The sequence below is a fragment of the Stenotrophomonas sp. FR010 genome (assembly GCF_047520755.2).
GTDB lineage: Bacteria > Pseudomonadota > Gammaproteobacteria > Xanthomonadales > Xanthomonadaceae > Stenotrophomonas > Stenotrophomonas sepilia.
In genome coordinates this window covers 1-8,072 of record NZ_JAXBQT020000045.1, presented here as the reverse complement: position 1 = coordinate 8,072, position 8,072 = coordinate 1, and the positions used below count along the sequence as shown (strand labels likewise).

7 protein-coding genes are annotated in these 8,072 nt (G+C 61.9%); 3 read left to right on the top strand and 4 right to left on the bottom strand.

Annotated features, from left to right (window positions below; genetic code table 11):
• On the top strand, positions 1-867 hold an 867-nt coding region (locus ACM0PK_RS21395; RefSeq protein ID WP_495498546.1), incomplete at its 5' end, for an Hsp70 family protein.
• A 118-nt stretch (positions 868-985) separates the two neighbouring features.
• Here the strand turns inward: ACM0PK_RS21395 and cydB are convergent.
• The 4 genes from cydB to fdhD form a co-directional block, all read right to left on the bottom strand.
• A complete protein-coding gene (cydB, locus tag ACM0PK_RS21390) occupies positions 986-1,999 on the bottom strand; it encodes a cytochrome d ubiquinol oxidase subunit II (protein ID WP_414608085.1) in 1,014 nt (337 codons plus the stop codon).
• A gap of 11 nt (positions 2,000-2,010) precedes the next feature.
• A complete protein-coding gene (locus ACM0PK_RS21385; RefSeq protein WP_414608086.1) occupies positions 2,011-3,399 on the bottom strand; it encodes a cytochrome ubiquinol oxidase subunit I in 1,389 nt (462 codons plus the stop codon).
• Between the two features lie 188 nt (positions 3,400-3,587).
• Positions 3,588-3,851 (bottom strand): hypothetical protein, encoded by a 264-nt coding sequence (locus ACM0PK_RS21380; protein ID WP_134972546.1) that lies wholly within the window; start codon positions 3,849-3,851, stop codon positions 3,588-3,590.
• The gene (fdhD, locus tag ACM0PK_RS21375; protein ID WP_414608087.1) at positions 3,844-4,707 is read right to left on the bottom strand and encodes a formate dehydrogenase accessory sulfurtransferase FdhD; all 864 of its coding nucleotides are present in this window, start codon (positions 4,705-4,707) and stop codon (positions 3,844-3,846) included. The genes ACM0PK_RS21380 and fdhD overlap by 8 nt, the downstream gene beginning before the upstream one ends.
• A gap of 484 nt (positions 4,708-5,191) precedes the next feature.
• Between fdhD and ACM0PK_RS21370 the strand changes: the two genes are divergently transcribed.
• Positions 5,192-7,465: an FdhF/YdeP family oxidoreductase gene (locus ACM0PK_RS21370; protein WP_134969176.1), complete on the top strand. Its 2,274-nt coding sequence runs from the start codon at positions 5,192-5,194 to the stop codon at positions 7,463-7,465.
• A gap of 31 nt (positions 7,466-7,496) precedes the next feature.
• On the top strand, positions 7,497-8,072 hold a 576-nt coding region (locus ACM0PK_RS21365; RefSeq protein WP_495498545.1), incomplete at its 3' end, for a radical SAM protein.

The window sequence follows — 8,072 nt, the reverse complement described above, 5'->3', positions numbered from 1 at the left end:
GTGCAGCAGGCGGTGACCGAGTTCTTCGGCAAGGAACCGCGCAAGGACGTCAACCCGGACGAAGCCGTGGCACTGGGTGCGGCGATCCAGGGCGGTGTGCTCGCCGGTGACGTCAAGGACGTGCTGTTGCTGGACGTGACTCCGCTGTCGCTGGGCATCGAAACCATGGGCGGCGTGTTCACCAAGATCATCGAGAAGAACACCACCATTCCGGCCAAGGCTTCACAAACCTTCTCGACCGCAGAGGACAATCAGCCGTCCGTAACTGTCCACGTCCTGCAGGGCGAGCGCGAACAGGCCCGCTTCAACAAGTCGCTGGCCAAGTTCGACCTGTCCGGCATCGAGCCGGCCCCACGCGGCCTGCCGCAGGTGGAAGTGTCCTTCGACATCGACGCCAACGGCATCCTGCACGTGTCGGCCAAGGACAAGAAGACCAACAAGGAACAGAAGGTCGAGATCAAGGCCGGTTCGGGCCTGTCCGAGGAGGAGATCGCGCGCATGGTCGGCGATGCAGAGAAGCATCGTGATGATGACCTGAAGTTTCAGGGACTGGTTGGCGCCCGAAACCAGGCCGATGCCTTGGTCTATACCGTGCGGAATGCGGTCCGCGAACATGGAAGCAAGGTCGGCGGCGAAGTCATCGGCGAAGTCGAAGCGGCACTGTCCAGCGTCGAGTTGGCGATGAAGGGCGAAGATAGATCCCAGATTGAGTCGAAGACGCAGGCGCTGGAGCGTATAGCTGCTCCGCTTCTGTCAGCGGCCACGTCGCAAGAGCAGCCACAGGCGGGGGGCAGTGGTCCTGAGCACGGTGCCGGCGGCGGTGATGACGTCGTGGATGCGGACTTCACCGAAGTCAAGGACAAGTAAGAGCAATCTGGCGCGCCATTCAATGCGCCAAGGGCAGACAGGACAAGGGCGCAACGGAATCCCGTTGCGCCCTTGCTGTTTTCTGTCCAGTGCCTACGATCCGGGCTGTGCTACGTGTTCAGTGATAGCTGGTTTCAGTGCTTACTTTGCCGCGGAAGACACGGTAGGACCACGCAGTGTAGCCCAGGATAACGGGAAGCATGACCGACAGACCGACCAAGCTGAAGCCAAGCGAGGATGCAGGTGCCGCTGCCTCCCAGAGCGTCAGAGTCGGCGGCAGGAGATAGGGCCACATACCAAGCACAAGGCCCAGATAGCCAAGAATAAACAGCGACAGGCTGAGCACGAAGGGCGCCAGGTGATGTGACGGGTGCTTCTCGGCCCGCCACAGGGCCACGGCGACGGCTAGAGTGAGCAGCGGGACAGGGGACAGCCACCAGAAGTTTCCGTCACTGAACCACCGGGTCATCAACCGCAGGTCGAGGAACGGGAGCCAGCTGCTGACCAGCCCCATCGCCACGATCACCGCGACCACCAGCGGGCGGGTCAAGCGCCTGGCCAAGGCGTGGGTCCGTCCTTCCGTCTTCAGGATCAGCCACGTACCGCCCAGCAGGCCATAGCCAGCCACCAGCGCGGCACCGGTGAGCATGGCAAAGGGACTGAACCACAGGAAGGGACCACCGACGTATGCGTCATTCAGCACCGGCACGCCTTGCACCACCGTGCCAAGGATTACGCCTTGTGAGAACGCTGCCAACAGTGAGCCGAGGCCAAAGGCGACGCTCCAGAGGCGCTTCGAACGATGAGCCTTGAACCGGAACTCAAAGGCCACTCCGCGGAAAACCAGCGATACGAGAAGCAGAAGCACTGGCAGGTAAAGCGCCGAAAGCAGCACGGAGTAAGCCTTGGGGAACGCTGCCAGCAATCCAGCGCCCCCCAGCACCAGCCAGGTTTCGTTGCCGTCCCAGATTGGGGCGGCGGTGTTCATCATGACATCCAGCTGCTCTTCGTCCTCGGCAAACGGCGCCAGAATGCCGATACCCAGCACAAAGCCATCCAGAACGACATACATCAGAACACCAAAGCTGATGACGCCGAACCAGGCAACGGGCAACCACGTGATCGAGTCCATGTCAGCGCTCCTCAGAGGGATTGATCGGCAGCGGAGATCGGGCGCGCCGGAGTGCGGTCGCCGCCCTCGAGCGATGGGCCGGCATCATGCACACGCGGCCCGTGGCGTAGGATTTTGACCAGATACCAGATCCCCCAACCGAAGACGAATGCATAACCTGCGATGTAGACCGCCAGCGAAAGCACAGTCATCCAGGCCGTTTGTGGCCCCACCGCATCGGCGGTGCGCAGCAGGCCATAGACAACCCAAGGCTGGCGTCCCATCTCGGTGACGAACCAGCCCGCAACCAAGGCGATGAAGCCACTCGGGAGCATCCAGTTCCATACGCGCAACAGCAGTGGTGACCCGAACAGCTTCCTGCGGACGAGGGCGAGTGCTGAAAGCCAGGCCACCAGTAACATCAGGCTGCCCAGTCCGACCATGATCCGGAATGCATAGAAGACCGGAAGCACCGGCGGCCGCTCACTGGCAGGCACCGACGTCAACGGTGCAAAGGTGCCGTCCAGCGAGTGCGTCAGGATGACGCTACCCATCCGCGGAATGGCGATCTCCAGATCATTGCGCTCCTGTTGTTCGTTGGGTACGGCGAAGACCACCAGCGGGACACCCTCGCCGGGCTTGCCCTGATGCCAGTGGGCCTCAACGGCAGCAATCTTCATGGGTTGGTGCTTAAGGGTGTTGAGGCCATGCATATCGCCGACGAAGATCTGGACTGGGACTGTGAGTGCGGCGAAGATCACTGCGGCCTTCAGCATCTTCTGACCGGCTTCGACGTGCTCCTTGCGTCGCAGGTACCAAGCACCCACGCCGCCAATGACGAAGCAGGTGGTGATGAAGGAGCCCAACGCCATGTGCGCCAAGCGGAACGGGAACGACGGATTGAAGACCACCTCCGCCCAGTTCACCGGATGCACGACGCCATTGACCATTTCGTAGCCGGCAGGCGTATGCAGCCAGCTGTTGGATGCCAGGATCCAGAAGGTCGAGAAGAGCGTTCCAAGTGCAACCATGCAGGTGGACAGGAAGTGGAGACGCGGCGAGACCCGGCCCCAGCCAAACATCATCACCCCAAGGAAGCTGGCTTCCAGGAAGAACGCGGTCAGGACCTCGTAGGTCAGCAGCGGGCCGATCACCGTTCCCGCGACCTGGCTCAGGCGTGGCCAGTTCGTGCCGAACTGGAAGGCCATGACGATACCGCTGACCACCCCCATTCCGAACGAGACTGCGAAGATCTTCTGCCAGAAGAAGAAGAGCTCGCGCCAGACAGGGTTCCGGGTGCGTAGCCATCGCCACTCCACGAAACCCAGCCAGCTCGCCAGGCCAATGGTGAAGGCCGGAAACAGCACGTGGAAGCTGATGAGGAAGCCGAATTGGATCCGCGACAGGATGAGTGCGTCCATAGAGGTCTCGAGGGTTCGATGGAGCCGAGAAAGGAGACAGAACGTCGCTGGAAGGATGCACTTCATCGCGAACGGTGAGATGCACAGTTGGTACAGGCTGAAGTTCTTCAGCCAACCGCAAGGGCCTACCGTGCCCAGGCATAGCGGTCGTCGCTTGGCCTGGCATCTGCAAGGCCGGGCTTATCAGATCAGGCACCCAGCTCCTGGAAGACGTGCCCATTGGCTTCCAGGGTCTTCAGTACATCGGGAGGAATTTCGTTAGACCAGATTTCACCCTCCATCGACCAGCCCGACGAATCGGCAAGGTCCGGAAGACCGGCGCCTTTACGCACGTAGAGTGCCAATGTCGGGCGGGCTGGGTTCGTGTATAGATCAAAGCACTCGGGAGGCATGGTGGCACCCTCAGTCTCGGCAACGTGATCGGAAATCCTGCTGGCTGGGTGCTCATGCATGAGCAAGTGCAATGGAGTCCAGTTCCAACAGACGGTTGGGGTGGGAGTACACATTGAAGCCTTCACTGCGCGCAAAGCCAACGAGGCAGATCCCTGCTGCTTTTGCCAGGTCGATCGCCAACGCGGTTGGAGCCGAAACTGCAGCGACGATTGCCATTCCGGCAATGGCAGCCTTGCTGACCATTTCATAGCTGGCGCGGCTGGATAGCAGCAGGATGCCGGCCCTTGTCGATACCGAGCGTCGCGCGAGGGACCCGATCAGCTTGTCGAGCGCATTGTGCCGGCCAACGTCTTCGCGAACCTGCAGAATGCGGCCATCCTGGTCTGCCCAAGCGGCCGCATGGGTTGAGCCTGCAGCAGCATTCATCGGCTGGCCCTGCTTCAGCGAGGCCAAAGCCAATCGCACTGAAACCACAGAGCAGGTTGCGGGATGGTCAAGTGGCGTTGGCCTGCGAATGACCTCCTCTAGCTGGCTGGCCCCGCAGATGCCGCAACCGCTACGGCCAGGCAGGTTGCGCCCTCTGTTTGTTGTAGCTGCAGCAAGGACCGGCGCGTCACTGGTAACCGTCATGGCCAGCTCTATGCCTTCCAGGCGCGGGCGGACTTCTACGCTTAGGAACTGGGCCGGGTCAGCAATCAGTCCTTCCGTCAGCGAGAAGCCGAGAGCGAAATCCTCCAGATTCGCAGGGCTCGACATCATCACCGAGAACGCAACATCGTTGTAGAGCATGGCCACCGGGACTTCTTCAGCGACGCTGTCCATGATCGAGCGGCGCACATCACCACGCCACTGGATGGTCCGCCGGCGCACGATGCCGTCTGTGTCTCCCGCGAGGACTGGGCTGGGCTCAAACATCTGAAGTGGCCTGGCGAGTTGGGGAGCCGGGGCGTACGCGACAGCCGGCCCGTTGGCAGGGCAGGGCGCCACGATATCGGTGTAGGGCTCCAATGCTGGAGAGACTATCCCTAGGGCGCGCACGCTACTACGTCCAAAAACAGCGAATACGCGTGCATGGACAATTTGACGCAAATGAACGGACAGCTTGGGCCGCGGCACGCCGATGCAGTGGCGTGGAGGCGGGAGGGGTGTTCGGAGGTGTCTGAATTCAAAAGCGTTTTTTTTGTTGCGCGCGATGTGAACGTCTGGTGATGGCGCGCTCAACTGTCCCCGACGCTCTGGAGGTTTACCGCAGCCAACGTGATTTTCCGCGCCGCTGCGCCGCGTCCGGTCGCAGCGAGGACGGACCGTCCGGTGCGGCCGGACACACTGTCCGTAGCTGCCGAATCTGTTGCGTGCTTAACTTTGCTCACTCCCAAAACTTGTGCCGCGAGTGCCTGTCATGCCAGAGCAGAAGATCCCCCGTTACAAGGCCTACGATCATCCCGCCGGTGGCTGGGGAGCCGCAGGTGCGACAGCCAAGGTTTTGATGCAGCAGAGTGTGATTACCAAGGGCTCCAAGGCCCTGCTGTCGATGAACCAGCCGGGAGGATTCAAATGCCCCAGCTGTGCGTTCCCGGATGCTGATCACACCAAGAAGCTCGAGTTCTGCGAGAACGGAGCCAAGGCATTGGCATGGGAAGCGACCAAGCATCGCGCGACTCGTGAGTTCTTCGCCCAGCACACAGTGCAGGAGCTGATGGCGCAATCCGATTACTGGCTGGAGATGCAAGGCCGGCTAACCGAGCCCATGCGCTATGACGCGGCGACCGATCACTATGTTCCATGCAGCTGGGATGAAGCTTTTGCGACGATCGGGCGTCACCTGCGGTCTTTGTCGAGCCCGCATGAGGCGGAGTTCTACACATCTGGGCGCACACCCAACGAAGCTGCGTTCCTGTACTCGATCTTCGTTCGCGAGTTCGGGACCAATAACTTCCCCGACTGCTCCAACATGTGCCACGAGCCAACCAGCCGCGGTCTGCCGCCGGCAATCGGTATCGGCAAGGGCACCATCGTGCTGGACGACTTCGAGCATGCGGAGGCCATCTTCGTCATCGGGCAGAACACGGGTACGAACTCCCCCCGAATGATGACCAACCTGGTGGAGGCGCGAAAGCGCAAGGTTCCGATCGTTGCGGTCAACCCGATGCCAGAGCGCGCCCTGATCCGCTTTGCCGAGCCGCAGGACGTCGTGCAGATGGCGACGTTCGGTTCCACCGAGATTTCCAGCGAGTTCGTTCACATTCGGATTGGCGGTGATCTGGCCCTGATCAAGGGCATGATGAAGGCCATGTTCGAGCGGGAAGCCGCCGGTGAAACGGTGCTCGACCACCAATTCCTGGCCGAGCACACAGTCGGGCTGGATGCGTTGCGCGACGAGGTGATGGCGCAGGACTGGGACGAGATTGTGCGGGTGTCCGGGATCAAGAAGGAACAGATCCTGCGCTGCGCCGAGATATACGTCCGCTCCCGTGCAACCATCATCTGCTATGGCATGGGCCTGACCCAGCACCAGCAGGGCTCGCGCTTACTGCAGCAGGTCGCGAACCTGTTGATGCTGCGTGGAAACTTCGGAAAGCCTGGCGCAGGTATCGCACCCATCCGCGGGCATTCCAACGTGCAGGGCGACCGCACTGTCGGCATCGACGAGAAGCCGACGCAGCGCTATCTCGACCGGGTCCGTGAAGTATTCGGCTTTGAGCCACCACGCGAGCATGGGCACCATGTCGTGGAGTCACTCGAGGCGATGCTGGCGGGAACTGCCAAGGTCTTCATTGGCATGGGCGGCAACTTCATCCACGCCGTGCCGGATACCGAGGTGTCCTACCGGGCGATGCGCAACCTGGAACTCACTGTTGGCATTGCCACCAAGCTCAACCGTGGCCACCTGGTGCACGGGAAGGAGGCGCTGATCCTTCCCGTGGTAGCGCGGTCGGAATGGATCCATACACCGTTGGGCGAGCAATTCATCACCATCGAGGACGCGATGTCGAATGTGACCGCCTCACGCGGCGTGCTGCAGCCCGTGAGCGAGCATGTTCTGCCGGAGGTGGAGATCGTATGCCGCATGGCGATGGCAGCATTGCCCGACAGCAGGGTCGATTGGGCCGCCTGCATGTACGACTACGACCACGTCCGCGATCTGATCGCGGCGGTCTATCCCGAAATCTATACAGGCTTCAATGAGCGGATCCAAGCGAAGCACGGCTTCCACCTGGACATTCCGCCACGCCGTCGAGAATGGCCGACACCCAATGGCAAGGCCAACATCCTGCTGTTCCCTGGACTCGAAGTGAACGATGTGGTCGAGGATCCGACCATGCTGCGGCTGGCGACGGTGCGCTCCCATGACCAGTACAACACAACGATCTACAGCTATAACGATCGCTACCGTGGCGTGTACAACGACCGCATGATCCTCTTCATGAACCTGGAGGATCGTGTAGCGCGCGGGATCAGCAAGGAAGGGAAGGTCAGCCTGGAAACCATCTCCAGCGATGGGGTGCACCGCCGCGTGGATGGTCTCACTGTGCTGGACTATCCCATGCCACGGGGCGCAGTGGCGGGCTACTACCCTGAACTCAATCCGCTGCTGCCGCTGGACTACTTCGACCGTATCAGCGGAACCCCCGCAGCGAAGTCGATCCCAGTGCGCGTGGTCATTTCGCAGTAACAATTCCGACGCGCCGTCGGGAGGAGGAAACATGTCAGGCCAGCTCATCCGGGTACCAGAAGCGCCGGCCCCGGCCGGGTCGGGGCAGCCTGCGCGGGAACTCACCGACAGCTTCGGACGCAGCTTTCCGTACCTGCGCTTGTCGCTCACCGAAGCCTGCAACTTCCGGTGCAGCTACTGCCTGCCCGACGGCTACCAGGCCGATGGCCACCCGCGTTTCCTGCAGGTGGAGGAGATCGGCCGCCTGGTGCGGGCCTTTGCCGCGCTGGGCATGAGCAAGATCCGCCTGACCGGTGGCGAGCCCAGCCTGCGCAAGGATCTGGACGAGATCATCGCCACCGTGGCGGCGGTGCCGGGCATCCGCAAGGTGGCCATCACCACCAATGGCACGCTGCTGCCGCGACGCTTGCCGGGTTGGCACCGGGCCGGGCTGACCGCGCTGAACGTGAGCATGGACAGCCTGCAACGCGAGCGTTTCCACACCATCACCGGGCACGACCGCCTGCCGGAGCTCCAGCAGGGCCTGGCGCTGGCGCAGGCGTTGGGCCTGCCGGCGATCAAGCTCAACGCGGTGCTGCTGCGCGGCCTGAACGACGACGAGCTGCCG

Excerpts from the sequence above, each read along its gene's own strand:
- ACM0PK_RS21380 (WP_134972546.1), bottom strand. The coding sequence starts at position 3,851 with ATGCATGAGCACCCAGCCAGCAGGATTTCCGATCACGTTGCCGAGACT.
- fdhD (WP_414608087.1), bottom strand. The coding sequence starts at position 4,707 with ATGTTTGAGCCCAGCCCAGTCCTCGCGGGAGACACAGACGGCATCGTG.
- cydB (WP_414608085.1), bottom strand. The coding sequence starts at position 1,999 with ATGGACTCGATCACGTGGTTGCCCGTTGCCTGGTTCGGCGTCATCAGC.
- ACM0PK_RS21385 (WP_414608086.1), bottom strand. The coding sequence starts at position 3,399 with ATGGACGCACTCATCCTGTCGCGGATCCAATTCGGCTTCCTCATCAGC.
- ACM0PK_RS21370 (WP_134969176.1), top strand. The coding sequence starts at position 5,192 with ATGCCAGAGCAGAAGATCCCCCGTTACAAGGCCTACGATCATCCCGCC.